Origin of the sequence: Corynebacterium fournieri, assembly GCF_030408775.1 — a bacterium.
GTDB classification, from domain to species: domain Bacteria; phylum Actinomycetota; class Actinomycetes; order Mycobacteriales; family Mycobacteriaceae; genus Corynebacterium; species Corynebacterium fournieri.
On sequence record NZ_CP047210.1, the window covers coordinates 1,881,475 to 1,904,473 of the forward strand.

Sequence of the window (22,999 nt, forward strand, 5' to 3'; positions counted from 1 at the left end):
GGCCGGAGTGAGGCGGTGAAAACGCTAGCCGAAAGGCTTACATGCCGGCCAGGGTCTCCGGCCAGTTGTCACGCTTGCCCTCGATGTCCTCGATGTCCTTGCCGTCGACCAGGACGCGCGGGGTCCATGCATCGCCGGTCTCGTCCTCCTGGTACTTCATGTTCTCGGAGCCCATGCGCTTGGCGGTCTCGATGTACTTGCCGTCGCGGATGTCCTGGATGGCAGCGTCGGAGGCCTCGTAGTCCTTGGCCAGGTCGGCGAAGCCGTCGTTGTCGTACTTGTTGTACGCGGACTGCTGGTTCTGGAACAGGTAGTCGCGGACGGTGAACGCCTGCGCCAGGTCGCCGTTGGCGATCAGCGCCAGCTCGGCAGCGAGCGCCTTGGTGGAGTGACCCTCCTGGCCTTGATCCAGGGCGGTCATCGGGCGCAGGTCGACGTTGATCTCGCCAGCCTTGAGCTTCTCCAGCATTGCCTCGTCGGTGGCGATGTGCAGGTCCGCACAGTGGGTGCAGGAGAAGTCTTCAAACAGCTCGGCGGTCTTCGCGTCGGCGTTGTCGCCGGTGAGGTGGATGGTGTTCTCCTCCCCGTCCCAGGCAACGTTGATGCCCTCGACGTCGATCATCTCTTCTTGGATTGCGGCGCTGCGGTTTTCGCGGCCGTTGAAGACGATGAGGCCGATCACCACGAGGGCAATAGCCAGGACGGCGAGGACCGCCCAGATGAAGGCGGTGTTGCCCTTCTTGTTCGGGTTTTCCACTTTGCGTGTGGTCACAGTTCTCTCCTGTTGTGCGTGCCGGATGGCATGACGGGTACTGTCTACCCGCTCAAGTTTAGGGGTAGATAGCGAACTTCTTAAACGGGCGCCACATCATAAACCCGGTGATGGCGATGTAGCCCAGGTCTCGCGCCACGGTGACAAGCAGGTTGCTCTCGCCTTCGCCTGCCTGGGAAGGGTCGAAGCAGCCGCAGTCGATGACCAGCCCGCGCTGCCAGGCGGACAGCATGCCGATGATGAACAGCGTCAGCACGATGATTGACACCTTGCCGGACCAGCGCAGCTTGATGCCTAGAAGCAGCAGCAGGCCGCCGGCCACTTCGAGCGGGCCGATGATGTGCGCCAGCAGGTAGGACCAGTCGGGGGTGAAAATCTCGTAGGCCTCGATGGTCTTGGTCACGTCGAGGGGGACGCCGAGTTTCGCGATGCCGGCGTCCAGCCACACGTACGCCATGAAGAAGCGCGCGAGTGCGGACAGGACGTCCAGCACCAGTTCTTTCGTGTTGCGCTCGGGCGCGGGGGTTGTCGTTGTGCTCACAGGTCGTACGTTACTCCACTAGCTGCCCAAAACTTCAGAAACGAGCGCCTGCGCTTCCTCTTGCACCTGCTTCAAGTGCGCGTCGCCCTTGAAGGATTCGGCGTAGATCTTGTACTTGTCCTCGGTGCCGGAGGGCCGCGCGGCGAACCACGCGTTGTCGGTGGTCACCTTCAACCCGCCGATGGCGGCACCGTTGCCGGGAGCTTCAGTCAGCTTTGCGACGATAGCTTCGCCCGCCAACGCATCCGCCCCAACCTGGTCCGCAGACAGCGCCTTCAGCTTGGCCTTTTCCTCGCGGCCGGCCGGGGCGTCGATACGCGCGTAGGCGGGGGCACCGTACTCGGTCTCAAGCTCCGCGTAACGCGCGGACGGCGTCTTGCCCGTCACGGCGGTGATTTCCGCTGCGAGCAGGTCCATGATCAGCCCGTCTTTGTCGGTGGACCAGACGGTGCCGTCCTTGCGCAAAAACGACGCGCCGGCGGACTCTTCGCCACCGAAGCCGATCGTGCCGTCGATAAGCCCCGGCACGAACCACTTGAAGCCGACAGGCACTTCCACCAGCTCGCGGCCGAGCGACGCGACGACGCGGTCGATCATGGAAGACGACACCAGGGTCTTGCCCACCGCGGTGCCATCCGCCCAGCCGTCGCGGTGGCTAAACAGATACTCGATGGCCACGGCCAGGTAGTGGTTCGGGTTCATCAGGCCCGCGTCGGGGGTGACGATGCCGTGGCGGTCCGCGTCCGCGTCGTTGCCGGTGGCCAGGTCGAACTTGTCTCGGTTGCGCACCAGCGAGGCCATGGAGTTCGGGCTGGAGCAGTCCATGCGGATCTTGCCGTCGGTGTCCAGCGTCATAAACCGCCAGGTTGCGTCCACGTGCGGGTTGACCACCTCGAGGTTCAGCCCGTAGCGCTCGCCGATCGCGCCCCAGTAGTCCACGGACGCCCCACCCATCGGGTCAGCGCCGATGTGCAGGCCAGATGCCTTGATCGCGTCCATGTCCACCACGTTGCCCAGGTCGGAAACGTAGTGGTCGAGGTAGTCGAACTTCCCGGCGCGCTCGTCCAGCACGCCGCTGACGGAGGTGCGCTTCAAACCGTCGAGGCCTGCTGCGATGTACTCGTTGGCGCGCTTGGCAATCCAGTCGGTGGCTTCTGCTGGCGCCGGGCCGCCGGTGGGCGGGTTGTATTTGAAACCGCCGTCGCGCGGCGGGTTGTGCGACGGGGTCACCACAATGCCGTCGGCCTTGCCGCCGGTGTGGGTCAGGATGGCGTGGGAGACGGCCGGGGTGGGCGTGTAGCGCCCTTTAGCGTCGACAAGCACCGGCACCCCATTGGCGATGAGCACCTCGAGCGCGGAGACCATCGCCGGCTCGGACAGGGCGTGGGTGTCGCGGCCGATGTAGACCGGCCCGTCGATGCCCTCGCCGCGGCGGTAGTCCACGATCGCCTGCGTGGTGGCCAGGATGTGCGCCTCGTTGAACGCGTTGTCCAGGGATGAACCGCGGTGGCCGGAGGTGCCGAAGGCGACCTGCTGGTCCGGGTTTTCCGGGTCGATGTCACGGGTGTAGTAGGCGGTGACCACCTCGGCGATGTCGATGAGGTCTTCGTCGCGGGCGGGCTGTCCGGCGCGTTGGTGTGCCATGGGAATGCTCCTTGTGTCTCAGGCAGAGTCCTTCCCACCATCATCGCCCGTGAATGTATTTCCTGCCACCTATATATTATTCACCGCACTGTATGTTTTACTACTGCTCATGGCTGACAACTTGAACGACATCCTCAGTGCTATTTCCACCTTCGTCTGGGGACCGTTCTTGCTCATCCCCCTCCTGCTGGGCACCGGCCTGTTTTTGACCATCCGCCTGCGCGGCATCCAGTTCCGCACCCTCGGCCGCGCCACCCGCCACGCGTTCGTGGACAAGGCCGAAGAAGGCGCCGGCGACATCTCCAACTACCAGGCCCTGACCACCGCCCTGGCCGCCACGGTGGGCACCGGCAACATTGTCGGCGTGGCCACCGCGATCTCCATCGGCGGGCCCGGCGCGCTGTTTTGGATCTGGCTCACCGGCATCGTCGGCATGGCCTCGAAGTACTCCGAGGCCTACCTGGGCGTGCGCTTCCGCACCACCGACAAGAAGGGCAAGCAGCAGGGCGGGCCGCACGAGTACTTAAGAACCGGTGTCGGCGGCCGCTTCGGCAAATTCCTCGCCGCGGCGTTTACCCTGTTCACCATCTTCGCCTCCTTCGGCATCGGCAATCTCGCCCAGGGCAACTCCATCGCTGCGGGCATGCACGACGCCTTCGGCATCAGCGCCAACGTCGCCGGCGTGGTCATCTTCTTCGCCGTCGGCGCGGCCGTGCTCGGCGGCATCGAGGGCATCGGCAAAATCACCGCGGCGTTCGTGCCGCTGATGATCGTCATCTACGTCGGCGGCGGCATCACCGCGCTGGCGCTCATGGCGGACCGGGTACCGGCGGCCATCACCACCATCTTCGCCGACGCGTTCACCGGCACCGCGGCCACCGGCGGTTTCGTCGGTTCCGGCATCATGCTGGCCATCCAGTTCGGTGTGGCCCGCGGCATCTTCTCCAACGAGTCCGGCATGGGCTCCGCCGCGATCGCCGCCGCGGCCGCGAAGACGCAGCACCCGGCGCGCCAGGCGCTGGTGTCCATGACGCAGACGTTCATCGACACCATCCTCGTTGCCACCATCACCGGCCTGGTCATCGTCACCGCCGGCACCTGGGACATGGGCCGCGACCAGGCCGCGATCATGACCGCGACCGCCTTCGAGACGGCCCTGCCCGGCGAGTGGGGCAGCCTGATCGTCTCCGTCGCGCTGATCTTCTTCGCGTTTTCCACCATCTTGGGCTGGTCCTACTACGGCGAGCGCGCCATCGTGGCGCTGTTCGGCGACTGGGCGTCCATCCCCTACCGCATGTTCTTCACCGCCTTGTCCTTCGTCGGCGCGGTGGCGTCGCTGGAGCTGGCGTGGACGTTCTCCGACCTGTCCAACGGGTTGATGGCCATCCCGAATCTGATCGGCCTGCTGCTTTTGTCCGGCATCGTGGTGCGCGAGACCCGCGAGTACCTCGCCTGGGACCCGCACTTGAAAAAGTCGCCGGAAGAGGTCGCCGACTTCGTCGAACAGCAGAAGCTGGACTGGCACTAAGCTCGCGATGGTGGACACTTTCCGGACTGCGCTGCTCGTCGGCCTCGGGGCGGGCCTTGGGGCCGTACTCAGGCAGTGCGTGCTGCTCGCGGCCGTGCCCGGCACCACCACGGCGCTCGCGCTGACCTTCGCCGTAAACATCCTCGGCTGCTTCGCCATGGGCCTGTACAAGCCGGGCCCGCTGTGGGGCACCGGGTTCCTGGGCGGTTTTACCACCTACTCCGCAATCTCGGTGACGGCGATGCGCTCCAGCGCGCTGGTCGCGCTCGCCGTCGTCGTGCTCAGCTTTGCGACGTCTATAGCTTCCTACCTTCTCGGCCACACCCTCCGGGAGCGGCGCTATGGCTAGCTGGTACGGATTAGCCCTCACCCTGGCGGTAGTCTTCGCCGGCGCCGCGTTGGGCGGCATGGCTCGTTTCGGGCTGACCCGGCTGATCGACCATCCTCGCGCCGCCACGGCCGCCGCCAACGTGGTCGCCTGCGCCATCGCCGGCTTCGCAGTCACCGCCCCCGCAGCCTGGCAGCTCGCGCTCGGGGCGGGTTTCGCCGGAGCATTGTCCACCTGGTCCACCTTCGCCCGAGAACTCGGCGACCTGCTTACCGCCGGCCGAAAGCGTCAAGCCCAGCGCTACGCGGTGCGCGTCGCGGTCCTGGGTGTCTTAAGCGCCTGGTTCGGCATGCACTGGGGCCTTCGAGCCTTCGGCGGCTAGGGGCTACACTGGGTGAATATGCACTTCGACGACCTGGAAACCGGCCTTTTTGTAGGGCTCGGTGCAGGGCTCGGAGCACTCGCCCGCTACATCGTGCTCATTTGGGTCAACCCCTCCACCCCGGAAGCGCTGGCCCTGACCGTCACGTTCGCGGTGAACCTGATTGCCAGCTACGCCATGGGGCTGTGGCGCCCCGGCGCATTCTGGGGCGTCGGTTTCCTCGGCGGGTTCAGCACCTTATCCGCCGTCGCGCTTGCCGCCACCACCAACTCCCCGCTGTGGGCGGTGTTCATCATCGTGCTCAGCCTGGTCACCGCCACACTAGCGTGGCTCGCCGGCGACGCGACCCGGGAGCGCCAGCATGCTTAACCTGCTTCCCACACTCGAAGGCGCAGCCGCGGTCTTCGCCGGCGGTGTGGTCGGCGGTTTTACCCGCTGGCTGCTCATGCGCGAGATCCACCACCCCTTGGCGGCCACCTTCGCCGCCAACATCGCCGCCTCCGCCGTCATCGGCTTCTCGGTCGCTGCACCGGGGATGTGGCGCACCGCCGTCGGAGTCGGCTTCGCCGGTGCGCTGTCCACCCTGTCCCTTCTGGCGCGCCAGCTCGGCGAGATGGTCAAAGCCGCCGAGTTCCCCCTCGCCATAAAGTACGGCTTGGGCACTGCCCTGGCCGCCGTGGGCGCGGCAGCCGTGGGCGTGCATTGGGCCAGCGTCGGCTTCCAATAAGCGGCGCCTACTCGGCGATGGCGTCCAAAGGCGGGGTCTTCGCCGCCCTGCTTGCCGGCCACACCGCTGCGAGCAGCCCCAGCAGGAAGGACCCGGCTAACACAGCGCCGACAAGCTCCCACGGAACGATGACCGCCGTCAAGCCCTTCGCCTCGAGGACGGTGAGGAACGCCCACCCGAGCCCCAAGCCGAGCAGTACGCCGAGCACCGCGCCGTAGACAGTCATCTGCACCGACTCGAGCGTGATCATGGTGCGGACCTGCCGGCGCTGCGTGCCCACGGCGCGCAGCATGCCGATCTCCTGGCGACGCTCGATCACCGAGAGGGTCAGCGTGTTCACGATGCCCAACGCGGCGATCACCACGGCCAGCGAAAGCAGCGCGTAGAGGATAAACAGCATCTGGTCGATCATGGCGGAGACCTCCCCGCTCATGTCCTGCGTGGAACGCACCTGCACCACAATGTCGTGGCGCACCGCCTCTTCCAGGTTCGCGCGCAACTGTGCGTCGTCCACGTCGCCGGCGTTGTTCACGCCGATCATGAGGGTGCGCCCCGCACCGCGCGCGCCGGTGGCAGCGGCAGCTTCGTCGGACACAACGAAGGACTGCAAAATATTCGACCCCTCGAACACCCCGCTCAAGGTGGCGTCTATCACTTGGCCGTTCGGCCCGGCCACGGCCAGGGTGTCGCCGACGTGCCAGCCATGCTCCTCGGCGACGTGCAACGGCGCGATGACCGTGTTGCCGTCCAGGCTGGAGCTGCCCTCTACCATGTGGAGGTTGATCAGTTGTGCAGGGTCGCCCTGCAGCACGTCGGTCATGCCGAGGGAGCCGAGCTGGTAGCCAAACTGCCCGTCGACGGAGATCGGAGCCTGAGTAAAGCTGACCGTCTCGCCGACGCCGTCGACCTCGGCCAACCTCTCCGGCAAATCGTCCGGCAGGGGGAAGACTCCGTTCTGCGGTCCGGAGAGCACGAAATCGGCGCTGACCTCGCTGGTGGCCACGTCGTCGACCGACTGCTTCATCGAGGCGCCCAACATGCCGATGACCGTCACCAGCGCGATGCCGAGCATGAGCGCGAACGCCGTGGTGGCGGTGCGCCGCGGATTCCGTCGCGTGTTCGTGGACGCGAGCTTGCCCACCGCCCCGAACGGCGCGCCGATGATCCTGCCCAAAGGCGGCACGACAGGCAGGCTCAGCGCGGGCCCGGCCAGAAACAGGCCGGTGATCGCGGCCAGTGCGGCAACGCCCACCAGGCCAGCTCGCCGGCCGGTCGCTCCGTCGCCCCACCCCATCGCGTAGGCCGCGGCGACAACACCGGCCGCCACCAGAATCAGGCCGGCCACCGTGCGCAACCGCAACGGCTGCGGCGCGGCGGCCTCGCTGGAGCGCATGGCCTCCACTGGACGCACCTGCCCGGCCCGCCGCGCCGGCGCGAGCGCGGACAGCACCGTCACCAGCGTGCCCACCACAACCGGAACGATGACCGCCTGCGCAGACAGGCCGGTCCCCGCATCCGGCAAGGGCATCCCGTTCGCGCCCATGACCACCCGGATCAGCGCCACCAGCCCCGCGCCTCCGACCACACCGAGTGCGGAACCGGCCAGACCCACCAGCACGGATTCGAACGCCACCGAGCGTGTGATCTGGCCCCGAGATGCGCCGAGCGCGCGCAGCAGCGCGAACTCACGGGTGCGCTGCGCCACAATCATGGAGAACGTGTTCGCGATGAGGAACGTCCCCACCAGCAGCCCCACCAGGCCGAACGCGACCAAGAAGTAGCTGACAAAGCTCAATCCATCGCGGATCTGCGCAGAGATCTCACTCGCGACCTCCGCGCCCTCCCGGACCTCCACCCCCGGGAAGTTCGCCTGCAGCCTCTCGACGACCTCCGGCGAGCCCTGCACCGTCATCCCCGGCACAGACTTCCCGTTCGTGTACGCGTCACGGAAACCGTCCTCCCCGATCCGCAGCACCAGCGAGGTCTCCTGCGCCATCGGGTCGTCGTAGAGCCCGCTGACTGTGAACTCGTTGCGGCCGTCCTTGTCCACCACGATGAGCCGCTCGCCCATCTCGATGCCGTAGTGCTGCGCGCCGTTCGCGTTGACGGCGACGGTTCCGGGGGCGGTGGGAGCGGAGCCGTCGACAAGCACAGGCGCACGCCCCACCGCCTCATCTGCGCCGTAGTACGGCATCAAGCGCGAGGTGCCGAGCTGCGTCTGAATCGCAACTTCGTCTTGCCTAGCGACGACCACCGGCTCATCCGCGAACACATTCACCCGCTCGACATCCGCATCCGCCTTCACGGCGTTGAACGTGTCCATGTCGATAGAGCCGCTGCCCTCGCCCGGACGCACCACCGCATCAACGTCCTCGAACGCGGTGTCCACCGCCGAATCGAACGTGGACGAGAGCATGTTGGTAAGCATCAGCGCACCCGAGAGGAACGCCGTGCCCAACACCACCGCCAACACAGTCAGCGCGAGGCGAAGCTTGTGCGCCGCGACGTTGCGCAGCGAGACCTTCGTCAGCGTGTTGGCCATCAGTCCTCCATGCCGGCCATGACGCGGAGGATGGCATCCATGTCCGGGTTGCGCATCTCGTCGACAATGTTGCCGTCTCGGAGGAAAATCACCCGGTCCGCATACGCCGCGGCGCGCGCATCGTGGGTGACAATGACCACCGTCTGCCCGTCCGCGTCGACCGCAGTGCGAAGGATGTCCAGCACCTCGCGCGACGCATTCGAATCCAGGTTGCCCGTCGGCTCATCGCCGAAGATGAGCTCCGGGCGCGACACCAGTGCGCGGGCGCACGCCACACGCTGCTGCTGACCTCCGGAGAGCTCCGCCGGCCGGTGCCCCAACCGCTGCGACAACCCCAGACGATCAGTGACCTGCTCAAACCACGCCTGATCCACCTTCCGGCCCGCGATATCCGTGGGCAACGTGATATTTTCCGCGGCGGTGAGCGTGGGCACCAAGTTAAACGACTGGAAAATGAACCCCAAGCGGTCCCTGCGCAGCGCCGTCAACTCTTTGTCGTTCAGCCGCGACAAGTCGGTATCACCGATCAACGCCGACCCAGACGTCGCGGAATCCAGCCCCGCCATCACGTGCATGAGCGTGGACTTTCCCGAGCCCGACGGGCCCATAATGGCCGTGAACTCATTACGAGCGAACTCCACATCGACGCCATCGAGCGCGACCACCTCCGTGTCCCCGCGCCCATACTTCTTGACCAGGCCTACCGCCCGCGCCGCCGCCTCAACCATCAGCGCCCTTTCTCTGCGATGCTTCCTTCCTGGGACTATACGCACCAGAGACAGCGCCTCATCTGTGGCATAGTCGCTGGCCGCCCGGGAGGAATCAGCGAGGTGGAGGGGCATTCTTTGGCGGCGACGGTGGTCCTTCGGGCCGGATCCCTCTTGTATCTGGGGCGGGACGGTGGTGGGGACCGGGACGGTGTGTGGGGCTGGTGGGCACGGGTCTGCTTGGTGGCCTGGTGGTCGGGGTGGTGTTCGGTGGGGTTTGCGCATGATTTGACGTTGTGGCGGTTTTCCGGCGGTGTTGTGCCTGGTGGCGATTGGGGTTGTGTCAGATCGTGCGCGTCGGCGGACGTGTGTTGGGTGGCCTGGCCTGCAATTCGGGGATTCCGCAAGGGGTGAGTCCGCAACTGGTAGCCTCCGGGCCGAAAGCCGCCTGATGAACCAGCTTGGTTGGTGGGCGTGCCCTATTGTTGGTGCGGGTGTCGTTGTCCGCAATGCGGAAGTCAGCGTGCGCGGTGTTGGTGTTGGTCGAGTAGCGGAGGTCGAGTCCGCGCGTGTACGGGGATGCATTCGACGTCCCGTACTCGACTTTCTCGCCGAGGAGAGTCGGCGTTGGCGCCCGTACTGGTTCCGCAACGCATTGCGCTCGGGTTGTTGGGGGCTGACCAATGATTGGAGTCGGTCTGGTTGTCCGCAATGTGGAGTCCGCAGTGGGGCGGTCCGCAACGCAACGGCTGCAACGCATCGGTCTCCGCTTCATGGGTCGTGACCAATGATTGGAGTCGGTCTGGTTGTCCGCAATGCGGGCGCCGGTGCGCCGGCGGTGTGTAGGCATGTGAAAGCACCCGCTGTTGGTCATCGTGGTGGTGATCAACGGCGGGTGCTTTATTGTGAAGTTGTTGGGTCGGCGGTAACCTACTCTCCCACTCCCTCCCGGGGGCAGTACCATCGGCGCGGGCGGGCTTAGCTTCCGGGTTCGGAATGGGACCGGGCGTTTCCCCGCCGCTATCAACCACCGACACACCTTGGGGGGCATGCCTGGGTCGCGTGTGCGACTGGTGTATGCAGTTGTTCGGCCAACCAGCGTGGTGGTTGGTGTGTTGTGTCAGTGACTGCACAGTGGACGCGAGCACAATCGTTGTGTTTCGTGCGGTGTTTACAACCCTATGTTGGTTGTTTGGTGTTGGTGTTTATTGGTGTATTAGTACCGGTCGCCTCCACACATTGCTGTGCTTCCAGGTCCGGCCTATCAACCCAGTCGTCTTCTGGGAACCTCAAATGAAACCTCATCTTAAAACAGGCTTCCCGCTTAGATGCTTTCAGCGGTTATCCCTCCCGTACGTAGCCAACCAGCCGTGCTCCTGGCGGAACAACTGGCACACTAGAGGTACGTCCGTCCCGGTCCTCTCGTACTAGGGACAGCCTTCTTCAAGTTTCAACGCGCGCGGCGGATAGAGACCGAACTGTCTCACGACGTTCTGAACCCAGCTCGCGTGCCGCTTTAATGGGCGAACAGCCCAACCCTTGGGACCTACTCCAGCCCCAGGATGCGACGAGCCGACATCGAGGTGCCAAACCATCCCGTCGATATGGACTCTTGGGGAAGATCAGCCTGTTATCCCCGGGGTACCTTTTATCCGTTGAGCGACACCACATCCACAAGTAGGTGCCGGATCACTAGTCCCGACTTTCGTCCCTGCTCGACTTGTAAGTCTCGCAGTCAAGCTCCCTTGTGCACTTACACTCTAAACACCTGATTGCCAACCAGGCTGAGGGAACCTTTGGGCGCCTCCGTTACATTTTGGGAGGCAACCGCCCCAGTTAAACTACCCACCAGGCACTGTCCCCAACCCAGATCATGGGCCAAGGTTAGATATCCACTACGGTCAGAGTGGTATTTCAACAACGACTCCACACACACTGGCGTGCATGCTTCCAAGTCTCCCACCTATCCTACACAAACCGCACCGAATGCCAATACCAAGCTATAGTGAAGGTCCCGGGGTCTTTTCGTCCTGCCGCGCGAAACGAGCATCTTTACTCGTACTGCAATTTCACCGGGCCTGTGGTTGAGACAGCAGGGGAGTCGTTACGCCATTCGTGCAGGTCGGAACTTACCCGACAAGGAATTTCGCTACCTTAGGATGGTTATAGTTACCACCGCCGTTTACTGGGGCTTAAATTCTCCGCTTCGGACAAAAGTCCTAACGGGTCCTCTTAACCTTCCAGCACCGGGCAGGCGTCAGTCCGTATACATCAACTTAACCGTCTTCGCACGGACCTGTGTTTTTGATAAACAGTCGCTCCCCTCTCTTCTCTGCGACCCCAACACGCACACCAACCGTATGGAAGGCAACGCGTTGAGGTCCCCCTTCTCCCGAAGTTACGGGGGCATTTTGCCGAGTTCCTTAACCACAGTTCACCCGCTCGCCTGAGTATTTTCTACCTGACCACCTGTGTCGGTTATGGGTACGGGCCGTACACACACATCGCTAGAGGCTTTTCTCGGCAGTCCAGGATCACCAACTTCACCCATTCGGGTTTACGCATCACGCCTCACACTTGTGACAGCCGGATTTGACCTAGCTGTCGTGCCACACGCTTGCACCGCAATCCAATCAGCGGCATAGGCTACCTCACTGCGTCACCCCATCACTGACCTACAACGGATCAGGCCCCACGCATCACCACCAACCATCCCACCGCAAGGGTGGAACACTGTCGGCGGGTCAGGGTGGTTAGTATCACCGCTTCGATACTGGGCGCGTGCATACGGGTACGGGAATATCAACCCGTTGACCATCGACTACGCCTGTCGGCCTCGCCTTAGGACCCGACTCACCCTGGGAAGACGAACTTGACCCAGGAACCCTTAGTCATCCGGCGGGCAAGATTCTCACTTGCCATTCGTTACTCATGCCTGCATTCTCACTCGCATGCAGTCCACCGCTCCTTCCGGTACGGCTTCACCCCACACACGACGCTCCCCTACCCAAACAAAAAATGTTTGCCGCGGCTTCGGCGGTGTGCTTGAGCCCCACTACATTGTCGGCGCGGAACCACTCGACCAGTGAGCTATTACGCACTCTTTCAAGGATGGCTGCTTCTAAGCCAACCTCCTGGCTGTCTTCGCGATCCCACATCCTTTTCCACTTAGCACACCCTTAGGGGCCTTAACCGGCGATCTGGGCTGTTTCCCTCTCGACTATGAAGCTTATCCCCCACAGTCTCACTGCAATGCAACACTATAAACCGGTATTCGGAGTTTGGCTGACGTCGCTAAGATGATAGTCCCGCTCAACCAACCAGTAGCTCTACCTCCGGCAAGCTCACATCACGCTGCACCTAAATGCATTTCGGGGAGAACCAGCTATCACGGAGTTTGATTGGCCTTTCACCCCTACCCACAGCTCATCCCCTCAGTTTTCAACCTAAGTGGGTTCGCGCCTCCACAACCTCTTACAGCTGCTTCACACTGGCCATGGGTAGATCACCCCGCTTCGGGTCCAGGACATGCCACTTGCCACCCTCTTCGGATTCGCTTTCGCTACGGCTCCCCCACAGGCGGGTTAACCTCGCGACATGCCGCTGACTCGCAGGCTCATTCTTCAAAAGGCACGCCATCACACACAAACGGTGCTCTGACGGATTGTAAGCGCATGGTTTCAGGAACTCTTTCACTCCCCTCCCGGGGTACTTTTCACCATTCCCTCACGGTACTTAATTCACTATCGGTCACACTGAGTATTTAGGCTTACCGGGTGGTCCCGGCAGATTCACAGCAGATTCCACGAGCCCGCTGCTACTCGGGGAAAACATAAACAACACAACCACACATGCCTTCACGTACAGGACTCATCACCTACTCCGGTGCACCATCCCAGATGCTTCCGCTGACACGTATAAATCATGCTCACAGTCGACAGCCTGCAAACGTCTACGCCCCACAACACCGCACACGCAACCCCTGTCAGGTATCACACGCACACGGTTTAGCCTCATCCGCTATCGCTCGCCACTACACACGGAATCACAATTGTTTTCTTCTCCTACGGGTACTGAGATGTTTCACTTCCCCGCGTCAACCCCCACACAGACTATGTATTCACCTGCGGGTAACACCACACAACTGATGCTGGGTTTCCCCATTCGGACATCCTCGGATCAACGCTTTGTTGGCAACTCCCCGAGGCATAACGCAGCCTCACACGTCCTTCATCGGCTCAGCATGCCAAGGCATCCACCATACGCCCGTAACAAAACACACGGACACACAAACAATCAAGGTATAAACACCAAAACACAAAAAAGAAAGATACTCGCGTCCACTATACAGTTCTCACACAACACAACCCCACCCCACCAGCGCAAACACAAACATTCACACCAGCAGAAAAGCAGGGCCCAAAAGGACAAACCAATGCTGCCCCAGACACCCAACAGTGCACCAACTACATACTCTCATCACGCAAGCAATCAAGCCCACCAACACCATGCAGCACACACCCACAACCAGGCAGTCCAACCACCAACCACATTCTCGGCCGGCAACCAACCACCCACAGGTGCATGTCCACCCAGTGAACAATATTTAAAACAGTGGCAGTCACACACTCGGCGACTCAACCACCACACACCCACAACTGCGGGCAAACAAAAAACTCCTTAGAAAGGAGGTGATCCAGCCGCACCTTCCGGTACGGCTACCTTGTTACGACTTCGTCCCAATCGCCGATCCCACCTTCGACAGCTCCCATGACAGGCCACTGGCTTCGGGTGTTACCAACTTTCATGACGTGACGGGCGGTGTGTACAAGGCCCGGGAACGTATTCACCGCAGCGTTGCTGATCTGCGATTACTAGCGACTCCGACTTCATGGGGTCGAGTTGCAGACCCCAATCCGAACTACGACCGGCTTTCAGCGATTCGCTCACCCTCACAGGCTCGCACGCGCATTGTACCGACCATTGTAGCATGTGTGAAGCCCTGGACATAAGGGGCATGATGATTTGACGTCATCCCCACCTTCCTCCGAGTTAACCCCGGCAGTCTCTCACGAGTCCCCACCATAACGTGCTGGCAACATAAGACAAGGGTTGCGCTCGTTGCGGGACTTAACCCAACATCTCACGACACGAGCTGACGACAACCATGCACCACCTGTACACCAACCACAAAGGGAAACTACATCTCTGTAGCGATCTGGTGCATGTCAAGCCCAGGTAAGGTTCTTCGCGTTGCATCGAATTAATCCACATGCTCCGCCGCTTGTGCGGGCCCCCGTCAATTCCTTTGAGTTTTAGCCTTGCGGCCGTACTCCCCAGGCGGGGCGCTTAATGCGTTAGCTACGGCACGAACCCCGTGGAAGGGACTCACACCTAGCGCCCACCGTTTACGGCATGGACTACCAGGGTATCTAATCCTGTTCGCTACCCATGCTTTCGCTCCTCAGCGTCAGTTACTGCCCAGAGACCTGCCTTCGCCATCGGTGTTCCTCCTGATATCTGCGCATTCCACCGCTACACCAGGAATTCCAGTCTCCCCTACAGCACTCAAGTTATGCCCGTATCGCCTGCAGTCCCGCAGTTAAGCTGCGGGCTTACACAAACGACGCGACAAACCACCTACGAGCTCTTTACGCCCAGTAATTCCGGACAACGCTCGCACCCTACGTATTACCGCGGCTGCTGGCACGTAGTTAGCCGGTGCTTCTTCTCCAGGTACCGTCACAAAAACGCTTCGTCCCTAGCGAAAGGAGTTTACAACCCGAAGGCCGTCATCCCCCACGCGGCGTCGCTGCATCAGGCTTGCGCCCATTGTGCAATATTCCCCACTGCTGCCTCCCGTAGGAGTCTGGGCCGTATCTCAGTCCCAATGTGGCCGTACACCCTCTCAGGCCGGCTACCCGTCGACGCCTTGGTAGGCCATTACCCCACCAACAAGCTGATAGGCCGCGAGCTCATCCCACACCGAAAAAACTTTCCACCACAACATCCAAGAAGTGGTCCTATCCGGTATTAGACCCAGTTTCCCAGGCTTATCCCGAAGTGCAGGGCAGATCACCCACGTGTTACTCACCCGTTCGCCACTCGAGTACCCAAGCAAGCTTGGGCCTTTCCGTTCGACTTGCATGTGTTAAGCACGCCGCCAGCGTTCATCCTGAGCCAGGATCAAACTCTCCACAAAATATGTTTCAGCAGAAACAGGCCGTGAAAAGCCCAATACCCAACCAAAAACAAACCAAACCAACACCACAAAAGTGTCAGACTGGCAAAATCCAAAAATTACAAAGGTTCAAACCACCGACCCCAACCCGACGGGGCAAAACAAAGGGGTCGATGAAAACATACGTGAAACATGAAAACCACACCCCACGCACACCGAACCAAACAATGACGCGATCCATCAATGGAATTCAACCACGCCACCACCGGCACACACCCTTAAAAAGGCACGCACCACACAGTGCACGAAAAGGCAGGCAAACACACCCACGCAACAAAAGTACATTGGCACACTATCGAGTTCTCAAACAACACCAGCACACCCAAAACCAACCCACACAACGTGAGCCAGCCTCAAAGTGACTTTGGAATCTATCAGCGATTGTTTTCCTGCCCGCCACACAAACCAGAGAACCTTTTATCTGCTCTCCAGCGGGGCGTTGTCGGTCTCGCTGACTCGATATAAGTTACACACACCCCAACAACAACACAAACCCCCAGCACAAACCAGGTTTTTAGGCGCGTTCTACATGCGCTCCAAGTGCGTTTAACTGCTCCACAAACGCGGGGTATCCGCGGTCGATGTGGTGGACCTCGTGCACCGTGGTCACGCCGTCCGCGACAAGGCCGGCGAGCACGAGCCCGGCGCCGGCGCGGATGTCGGAGGACCAGACATCCGTGGACGACAGCGTGTCCACGCCGCGCAGCATCACGTGGTGGCCGTCCACGTTGGCCTCGGCACCCAGGCGCAGCATCTCGTCCACAAAGCGGAAGCGCGCCTCGAAGACGTTCTCGGTGATGACGGATACGCCGTCGGCAATCGCGGACAGCGCAATGGCCATCGGCTGCAGGTCAGTGGGGAATCCCGGATACGGCAGCGTCTGGTAGTCCACGGCGCGGGGACGCTGGTCCATGCGCACACGGAAGCCGTTGTCGTAGGTCTCCACATTCGCACCCGCGAGCTTGAGCTTGGACAGCGCGAGGTGCAGGTGGCCGGGCGCGGCGCCGGTGACGGTGATGTCGCCCTGCGTCATCGCGGCGGCGTACGCCCAGGTGCCGGCGACGATGCGGTCCCCCACCACCGTGTGCTCGGTGGGCGAGAGAGCATCCACGCCGTCGACGGTGATGGTGGACGTGCCGGCGCCTTCGATGCGCGCGCCCATGGAGTTAAGCATGGAGCACAGGTCCACGATCTCCGGCTCGCGGGCTGCGTTGTCTAAGACGGTGCGGCCCTCGGCAAGCACGGAGGCAGTGATGATGTTCTCGGTTGCGCCGACGGACGGGAAGTCCAGCTTGATGGCGGCGCCGGTGAGCTTTTCCGCGCGGGCGACCACGGCACCGTGCTCGATATGGGTGGTGGCGCCGAGCTTTTCCAGACCGGATTGGTGCATATCCAGCGGGCGCGAGCCGATGGCGTCGCCTCCGGGCAGGGCCACGTACGCCTCAGTGCAGCGGGCCACCAGCGGGCCGAGCACCGCCACGGAGGCACGGAACTGGCGCACCGCGTCGAAATCCGCGTGCGGGGAGACTTCCGCCGGGGTGGAGATGCGCACGACGTCGCCTTCGATGTCTACCTCGCAGCCCAGCCCCACAAGCACGTCGCGCATGAGCGGGACGTCCAGGATCTGGGGGCAGTTGCGCAGCGTGGTGGTGCCCTCAGCCAGAAGGGCCGCAGCCATCAGCTTGAGCACGCTGTTCTTGGCGCCGTCGACGCGAACTTCGCCCGCAAGCCGGGCACCGCCTGAAACCAAAAACCGTTCTTTCACGTCCGCCACAGTACCGAACCGGAGGGACGTCGATAAGCGGCTGCTTAGGGCAGGGCGCCGATGCGGCGGGCGGCGTTGACCGCCTCGTACCGGGTGTGCGCGCCGAGCTTGCGCATCACGCTGCGCAGGTAGGACTTCACCGTCTCTGCGCCGATGCCCATCTCGGCCGCAGCCTCCACGTTGGTGTGGCCGAGCGCCACGCAGGCGAGCACGTCGAGTTCGCGCGCGGACAGCTTTGTGGTCTGCTTCACCGCAACCGGAGAGACGAGCTGCTCGCACAGCTGCTCCAGCTCCTTGCGCAGCGCTTCATCTTCCACGCGGTTGGTCAGCATGCGCAGCTTCGAGTGGGTGGCGCGCACCTGCTCCCACTCGGCACCGTTCATGGCCCGGCCGGGCTTCGCACCCGCGCGCTCGCCGCCTTCCGACGAGCGCAAAGCGGCGTTGACGGCCAGCTCCTGCTCCAGCGTGCGCGCGGTCATGGCCACCTCCTCGATGACCTTGTCGCCCAACCGCACCGGCGAGTGCACGCCCACGTAGAGCACGCCGCGGATCTCGCGCTGCACGATCACCGGCACCGCAACGATGGAATGCAGGCCCTCGTCTTGGATCTGCTGGTCGTACTCGTGGGAGATGACGGAGGCGCGGGTGTAGTCGGCGATGCCCACCGCACGGCGGGTGGACACGACGCGCCCGCCCACGCCGGCCCCTTCGGCGATGCTGAGGTTTTGCAGCGCGGGGGTGCGAAGGCCGATCCACTGGGTGATTTGGATTCGGTTGTCCGCCAACAATGTGCCGTACATGGCAACCGGAATGCCCGTCGCGGTCTTCAAAGCGGTCAGTGCCGCACGGATCGCGTCATCGTCGTCCTTGATGCGTTGCGCATCCATCGTCATACGTGTCGCCTTCCACCGTTCCGGGGGCACCCGTTTGGGGCACACCCGGATCCGAATAGGACTGAAAAACAAAAGTGATCATATCGCGCGAACGGGGGTAGCCAAAGTTAGCCCCGCTCCACCCATACTCCAGTATCGCGCAAGCTGGCGCGCACAAACACAATTTGTGAACCGACCTGTCTTTCCCAACCAAACCGCCCGGTCTAATTCCGGGTGTATGCTGTCCCGTGCACAAGCTACAAAACCGCGAAACCCCAGGAGGGGATCACAATGGCGAAGATCGCAGACAACGTCTTGGACCTCATCGGCGGCACCCCGCTGGTGGAGCTCAAGGACATCACCGAGGCACACGGGGCCAAGGCGCGCGTGCTGGCCAAGCTGGAGTTCTACAACCCGGCCAACTCCGTCAAGGACCGGATCGGCAAGGCCATCGTCGAGGCCGCCGAGGCGTCCGGCGACCTGAAGCCGGGCGGCACCATCGTCGAGGCCACCTCCGGCAACACCGGCATCGCGCTGGCCCTGGCCGGCGCGGCCAAGGGCTACAAGGTCATCCTGACCATGCCGGAGACCATGTCCAACGAGCGCCGCGTGCTGCTGCGCGCCTACGGCGCTGAGATCGTGCTCACCCCGGGCGCAGCCGGCATGAAGGGCGCCGTGGAAAAGGCCAACGAGCTGGTGGAGCAGAACGAGGGCGCTATCCTGGCCCGCCAGTTTGAAAACGAGGCCAACCCGAAGATCCACTACGACACCACCGGCCCGGAGATTTGGGAGGACACCGACGGCGAGGTCGACTTCCTCGTCGCTGGCGTGGGCACCGGCGGCACCATCTCCGGTGCAGGCAAGTATCTGAAGGAGCAGAAGTCCGACGTCAAGGCTGTAGCCGTTGAGCCGGCCGCGTCCCCGCTGCTGTCCAAGGGCGAGGCCGGCCCGCACAAGATCCAGGGCCTGGGCGCGAACTTCATCCCGGGCACCCTGGACCGCAACGTGGTCGACGAGATCATCGCCGTGTCCAACGAGGACGCTGTGTCCACCTCCCGCGAGCTCGCGGTCAAGGACGCCATCCTCGGCGGCATTTCCGCCGGCGCGAACGTGAAGGCGGCCCTGGAGATCGCCGCGCGAGAGGAGAACGCGGGCAAGACCATCGTCGTGGTCATCCCGGACTTCGGCGAGCGCTACGTCTCCACCATCCTCTACGAGGACATCCGCGACTAAACGCTGGTTGCTTAGCGACGAGCTCACGCTCCCCCGCGCCGCCGGTTGCAACGCCGGACGCGCGGGGGAATTTTTATCCCCGCAGAAAATGGACAGCTTGGTACACTGCGCCCCATGCTTTCCCTGGCCGCAAAGGTTGTATCCACTGTCCGCGAGGACCTGGCGAACGCGCGCGAGCACGACCCGGCTGCGCGCGGCGACGTCGAAAACGCCGTGGTGTATTCCGGCCTGCACGCCATTTGGGTGCACCGCGTCTGCCACGCCATGTGGGAGCGCGGATGGAAGGGCCCTGCCCGCATCCTGGCCCAACTCAACCGCTTTTTCACCGGCATCGAGATTCACCCGGGCGCAACCATCGGCCGGCGTTTCTTCATCGACCACGGCATGGGCATCGTCATTGGCGAGACCGCGGAAATCGGCGAAGGGGTCATGCTCTACCACGGCGTGACGCTGGGCGGGCAGGTGCTCACGCAGACGAAGCGCCACCCCACCATCGGCGACAACGTCACCATCGGCGCCGGTGCGAAGGTGCTCGGCCCCGTGGTCATCGGCGCCGGCTCCGCCATCGGCGCAAACGCGGTGGTGACCAAGGACGTGCCGGAAAACTCGATCGCGGTAGGTATCCCAGCAAAAAGCCGCCCCCGCAAGACAGGCGAGCGGGTGCGGCTGGTGGACCCGGACTGCTACGTCAATCCGGGCAACTACATCATTTAGGCGGCGCTACGCCAGCAGTTCCCGATATTCGGGGTTTTGCTCGATGTAGCGCTCCACGGCGGGGCAGGACGGGGTGACTTGGACGCCGTCGGCTTTAGCGTCGTCAAGCGCCGCTTTGATCAGCGGCTTGGACAGGCCCTCGCCGCGGAACTTGGGGTCTACCACCGTGTGCGGCAGGTCGCGCACCCCATCGCGGTCGGTGTAGGTGGCAAAGCCGGCTACTTCCCCGCCGACGAGAATTTCGTACTGGCCTTCGGCCTCATTTTTGCGCACTGAAAAATCCGAGTGTTCAGACATGCGGACGACTATATGCGAAACCCCTTCCGCATTGCTGCGAAAGGGGTTTCGGAGTGTGGCTAGAGCCAGGATCGAACTGGCGACCCCACACTTTTCAGGCGTGTGCTCTACCGACTGAGCTATCTAGCCAGAACCGCTTTTTCAAGCTGTTCGGCGACCCTGACGGGACTTGAACCCGCGACCTCCGCCGTGACAGGGCGGCGCGCTAACCAACTGCGCCACAGGGCCATATTCTGTTATTTCTCGCGCCCGCTCCAGCGTGTTCACACTGTCGCTTGCACGAGTTGATACATTACACAGCACCGTCGCGAGCGGACAAATCGGCAGCGTAGGAAAGGTATTTGCCAGTTTCAGAACCGGTTTCGCCATGCTTAGCGACGACCTCCGGCACCGTCCCCGCAGCCACCACCTCACCGCCTGCGGAACCAGCGCCCGGGCCGAGGTCGATGACGTAATCGGCGCGGGCGATAGGCGCCAAGTTGTGCTCTACGACGATCACGCTCGCCCCGGCATCCACCAACCGGTCGAACAAGCTGGTCAGCCGCGCCGTGTCCGTCAGGTGCAACCCGTTGGTCGGCTCGTCCAGGACGTAGGCGGAAGCGGGCTTTTTCAGGCTGGCCGCGAGCTTGAGGCGCTGCCGCTCGCCGCCGGAGAGCGTGGTCAGCGGCTGGCCGAGGGTGACGTAGCCCAGGCCCACGTCCACCAGGTGCCCGCACATCTTCGCGGCGGCATTGACCTTGTTTTCCTTGAAGTACGGCTGCGCCTGCTCTGCCGGCATCGACAGCACCTCCGCGATGTTCTTGCCGCCGAGGGTGTGCACCAGCACGGCGTCGTCGAAACGCTTGCCCTCGCACACCTCGCAGGGCACGTCCACGCCTTGCATGAGCCCTAAATCCACGTACACCACGCCCGCGCCCTTGCAGTGCTGGCAGGCGCCGGCAGAATTCGGGGAGAACATCGACGCCGGCTCCCCCGACGCTTTGGCGAAGGCCTTCCGGATCGGGTCGAGCGCACCGGTGTAGGTGGCCGGGTTGGAGCGGCGCGAGCCGGAGATAGGCGCTTGGTCCACCCACACGGCATCTTCCAGCAGCCCCGACTCCGCGAGGGCTTGCAGCAGCGACGACTTGCCGGAACCCGCCACGCCCGTGACCGCGGTGAGCACGCCCGTGGGAACGTCCACATCGATGCCGGCGAGGTTGTTCTCGCTCGCCCCGCGGACCTCAAGCCAGCCCGTCGGGGTGCGCGGGTCGTCCTTCAGCTCGACGCCGAGCGCGAGGCTGTCGCCCGTGCGGGTGCCCGCGGACCGCAGCTCGGCCACGGTGCCCTCGAACACCACCTGCCCACCCTCGGTGCCGGCGCCCGGGCCGAGCTCGACCACGTGGTCGGCGATTTCGATGGTCTGCGGCCGGTGCTCCACCACCAACACTGTGTTGCCCTTATCCCGCAGTGCGGTGAGCAAGTTGTTAAGGCGGTCGATGTCGGCGGCGTGCAGGCCCGCGGTCGGCTCGTCGAAGACGTACGTGACGTCGGAGAGCGCCGAACCCAAATGCCGGATCATCTTCACGCGCTGGGCCTCACCACCCGACAACGTCGAGGTCGGCCGGTCCAACGCCATGTAGCCCAGCCCGATAGCGGTGAAGTTGGCCAGCGCATCGCGAATCGACGCCACCAAAGGCGCCACGGACGGCGCATCCACGCGGGCGAACCATTCGGCCAGGTCCGCGACCTCCATCGCGCACAGCTCGGCGATGTTCTTGCCGCCAATCTTCGATTCGAGGGCGTGCGCTGCCAGCCTGGTGCCGCCACAGGCCGGGCAGTCCACCTGAGTGACGGCGCGATCGACGAACTCGCGCGCGGACTTTTGCAGCTCCTCCTTCTCCTTGCTCAACAGCGATGCCTCCAGGCGCGGGATCAGCCCCTGGTAGGTGGTGTTGAAACCTAAGTACTGCACCTTCTCCGGCTCGCCGTAAAACAGGGCGTGACGCTGCTCCTTCGTGAACTTTCCCACCGGCACGTCGGTGGGAAACTTCCCGGACTCGGAGTAGGCGCGAAGCTGCCAGGATCCCGGCTTGTAGCCCGGCGCGAGGATGGCGCCGTCGTCAAGCGAAAGCGAATCGTCCACCACCTGCGCCTCGTCGAACTTGCTGGCGCGGCCCGTGCCAGCGCACGTCGGGCACATGCCGCCGGTGCGGGTGTAGTTCTTGCGCACGGTCTTCTTGCCGGTGGCGTCCGTGAGCACGCCGCCGCCGGACACACTCGGCACGTTGAAGGAGTACGCGCCCGGTCCGCCCGCATTCGGCTCGGCGATGCGCGAAAACAGCACGCGCAGCATCGGGGTGACGTCTGTGGCGGTGCCGACTGTGGAGCGCACGTTCGATCCCAGCGGGGACTGGTCCACCACGATCGCCGCGGTCACCCCCTCCAGGCCCACCACGTCCGGCCGCGCCATCGACGGCATGAAGCCCTGGACGAACGTCGAATACGTCTCGTTGATCAGGCGCTGGGACTCGGCGGCGACAGTGTCGAACACCAGCGAGGACTTGCCGGAGCCGGAGACGCCGGCGAACACGGTCAGGCGGCGCTTCGGTATCTGAAGCGAGACGTTGCGCAGGTTATTCTCGCTCGCTCCCGTGATAACGATGGCGTCGTGGGCGTCGGCTCTGCTGTTTACGGTCGCTGTTTTCACGGTGGAAAGCGTAGCCGCAG

16 protein-coding genes, 2 tRNA genes and 3 rRNA genes are annotated in these 22,999 nt (G+C 63.3%); 7 read left to right on the forward strand and 14 right to left on the reverse strand.

Features of this window, described 5'->3' with window-relative positions; translation table 11 throughout:
* Positions 1-37: 37 nt before the first annotated feature.
* The 3 genes from CFOUR_RS09090 to pgm are packed head-to-tail and all read right to left on the reverse strand — an operon-like array spanning position 38 to position 2,957.
* The gene (locus tag CFOUR_RS09090) at positions 38-772 is read right to left on the reverse strand and encodes a thioredoxin domain-containing protein (RefSeq protein WP_085956767.1); all 735 of its coding nucleotides are present in this window, start codon (positions 770-772) and stop codon (positions 38-40) included.
* 58 nt (positions 773-830) lie between these two features.
* Positions 831-1,313 carry a MauE/DoxX family redox-associated membrane protein gene (locus tag CFOUR_RS09095; RefSeq protein WP_230471739.1) on the reverse strand — a complete coding sequence of 161 codons (483 nt, stop codon included), beginning with the start codon at positions 1,311-1,313 and terminating at the stop codon, positions 831-833.
* A gap of 18 nt (positions 1,314-1,331) precedes the next feature.
* Complete coding sequence (gene pgm, locus CFOUR_RS09100; protein WP_085956768.1) at positions 1,332-2,957, reverse strand: phosphoglucomutase (alpha-D-glucose-1,6-bisphosphate-dependent); 1,626 nt, start codon at positions 2,955-2,957, stop codon at positions 1,332-1,334.
* A 109-nt stretch (positions 2,958-3,066) separates the two neighbouring features.
* On the opposite strand from pgm, the gene CFOUR_RS09105 reads away from it, so the two are divergent.
* From CFOUR_RS09105 to CFOUR_RS09125, 5 genes are read left to right on the forward strand one after another with little or no spacing between them, the layout of a single operon-like run.
* On the forward strand, positions 3,067-4,485 hold the full coding sequence (locus tag CFOUR_RS09105) for an alanine/glycine:cation symporter family protein (RefSeq protein ID WP_085956769.1): 1,419 nt from the start codon (positions 3,067-3,069) through the stop codon (positions 4,483-4,485).
* 10 nt (positions 4,486-4,495) lie between these two features.
* Positions 4,496-4,834: a CrcB family protein gene (locus CFOUR_RS09110; protein ID WP_230471740.1), complete on the forward strand. Its 339-nt coding sequence runs from the start codon at positions 4,496-4,498 to the stop codon at positions 4,832-4,834.
* Positions 4,827-5,195: a FluC/FEX family fluoride channel gene (locus CFOUR_RS09115; RefSeq protein ID WP_085956771.1), complete on the forward strand. Its 369-nt coding sequence runs from the start codon at positions 4,827-4,829 to the stop codon at positions 5,193-5,195. The genes CFOUR_RS09110 and CFOUR_RS09115 overlap by 8 nt, the downstream gene beginning before the upstream one ends.
* A gap of 18 nt (positions 5,196-5,213) precedes the next feature.
* Positions 5,214-5,564, forward strand: a complete 351-nt coding sequence (locus CFOUR_RS09120) for a CrcB family protein (protein WP_085956772.1) — start codon at positions 5,214-5,216, stop codon at positions 5,562-5,564.
* Positions 5,557-5,922, forward strand: a complete 366-nt coding sequence (locus CFOUR_RS09125) for a CrcB family protein (RefSeq protein WP_085956773.1) — start codon at positions 5,557-5,559, stop codon at positions 5,920-5,922. The genes CFOUR_RS09120 and CFOUR_RS09125 overlap by 8 nt, the downstream gene beginning before the upstream one ends.
* Positions 5,923-5,929: 7 nt before the next feature.
* On the opposite strand, the gene CFOUR_RS09130 is transcribed toward CFOUR_RS09125, so the two are convergent.
* The 7 genes from CFOUR_RS09130 to ramA form a co-directional block, all read right to left on the reverse strand.
* The gene (locus tag CFOUR_RS09130) at positions 5,930-8,464 is read right to left on the reverse strand and encodes an ABC transporter permease (protein WP_085956774.1); all 2,535 of its coding nucleotides are present in this window, start codon (positions 8,462-8,464) and stop codon (positions 5,930-5,932) included.
* Positions 8,464-9,192, reverse strand: a complete 729-nt coding sequence (locus CFOUR_RS09135; RefSeq protein WP_085958337.1) for an ABC transporter ATP-binding protein — start codon at positions 9,190-9,192, stop codon at positions 8,464-8,466. Before CFOUR_RS09135 ends, CFOUR_RS09130 begins: the two co-directional genes overlap by 1 nt.
* Before the next feature lie 896 nt (positions 9,193-10,088).
* Positions 10,089-10,206, reverse strand: a 5S ribosomal RNA gene (rrf, locus tag CFOUR_RS09140).
* Between the two features lie 160 nt (positions 10,207-10,366).
* Positions 10,367-13,453: ribosomal RNA gene (locus tag CFOUR_RS09145) — 23S ribosomal RNA — on the reverse strand.
* Between the two features lie 402 nt (positions 13,454-13,855).
* Positions 13,856-15,373, reverse strand: a 16S ribosomal RNA gene (locus CFOUR_RS09150).
* Together the 16S, 23S and 5S rRNA genes form the textbook arrangement of a ribosomal RNA operon.
* A 553-nt stretch (positions 15,374-15,926) precedes the next feature.
* Positions 15,927-17,177, reverse strand: a complete 1,251-nt coding sequence (gene murA, locus CFOUR_RS09155; RefSeq protein WP_085958396.1) for a UDP-N-acetylglucosamine 1-carboxyvinyltransferase — start codon at positions 17,175-17,177, stop codon at positions 15,927-15,929.
* Between the two features lie 44 nt (positions 17,178-17,221).
* Entirely contained in the window at positions 17,222-18,064 is an 843-nt protein-coding gene (gene ramA / locus CFOUR_RS09160) for an acetate metabolism transcriptional regulator RamA (RefSeq protein ID WP_085958395.1), read from the reverse strand.
* A gap of 276 nt (positions 18,065-18,340) precedes the next feature.
* Here ramA and cysK point away from each other — a divergent pair, with 276 nt between their 5' ends.
* Positions 18,341-19,282, forward strand: a complete 942-nt coding sequence (gene cysK / locus CFOUR_RS09165) for a cysteine synthase A (RefSeq protein ID WP_085957326.1) — start codon at positions 18,341-18,343, stop codon at positions 19,280-19,282.
* A 114-nt stretch (positions 19,283-19,396) separates the two neighbouring features.
* On the forward strand, positions 19,397-19,996 hold the full coding sequence (epsC, locus tag CFOUR_RS09170; RefSeq protein ID WP_085957325.1) for a serine O-acetyltransferase EpsC: 600 nt from the start codon (positions 19,397-19,399) through the stop codon (positions 19,994-19,996).
* A gap of 6 nt (positions 19,997-20,002) precedes the next feature.
* Here the strand turns inward: epsC and CFOUR_RS09175 are convergent, their stop codons facing one another.
* The 4 genes from CFOUR_RS09175 to CFOUR_RS09190 form a co-directional block, all read right to left on the reverse strand.
* Positions 20,003-20,293 (reverse strand): GNAT family N-acetyltransferase, encoded by a 291-nt coding sequence (locus tag CFOUR_RS09175; RefSeq protein ID WP_085957324.1) that lies wholly within the window; start codon positions 20,291-20,293, stop codon positions 20,003-20,005.
* Between the two features lie 56 nt (positions 20,294-20,349).
* A tRNA-Phe gene (locus CFOUR_RS09180) sits at positions 20,350-20,422 on the reverse strand.
* A 25-nt stretch (positions 20,423-20,447) separates the two neighbouring features.
* Positions 20,448-20,521 (reverse strand) — tRNA-Asp (locus tag CFOUR_RS09185).
* Positions 20,522-20,585: 64 nt separating this feature from the next.
* Complete coding sequence (locus CFOUR_RS09190) at positions 20,586-22,979, reverse strand: ATP-binding cassette domain-containing protein (RefSeq protein ID WP_085957323.1); 2,394 nt, start codon at positions 22,977-22,979, stop codon at positions 20,586-20,588.
* Positions 22,980-22,999 lie beyond the last annotated feature (20 nt).